This is a genomic window from Sphingobacterium populi, assembly GCF_001586775.1.
GTDB lineage: Bacteria > Bacteroidota > Bacteroidia > Sphingobacteriales > Sphingobacteriaceae > Sphingobacterium > Sphingobacterium populi.
In genome coordinates, this window is record NZ_LQXS01000024.1 from 1 (window position 1) to 339 (window position 339).

Consider the following 339-nt stretch of genomic DNA (forward strand, 5'->3'; position numbering starts at 1 on the left):
GTAATCTTCCCTCAGCTAGCAGCACCTAAAACTAAAGAATTCCAATCAGATTCGCTATTGTCATCCTGTTGGAATGTTGGAAACTCGGAGAGTTTTCCATATTTCAATAGGAATTCTGTGGGAGCTAAATGACCGAGCGAGGAATGAGGTCGAACATTGTTGTACATCCAAACCCACGCATTCGCATATTTTCTGGCTTCTGACAAGCTTTCAAACATATAGCTATCTAGGACATCTTGCCTAAATGTTCTATTGAACCGCTCGATTAAGCTGTTTTGTGTAGGTTTTCCCGGCTGTATAAACTCCCATTCTATAGTATTGCGCTCACACCAATCCCGC

The 339-nt window shown here is 42.2% G+C and carries 1 protein-coding gene; it reads right to left on the minus strand.

Going from position 1 to position 339, the window contains the following annotated elements; genetic code table 11:
* Window positions 1-11: 11 nt before the first annotated feature.
* Window positions 12-339, minus strand: a 328-nt coding sequence (locus tag A0125_RS15215; protein WP_156472582.1) for an integrase core domain-containing protein, incomplete at its 5' end; no start/stop codon positions are given.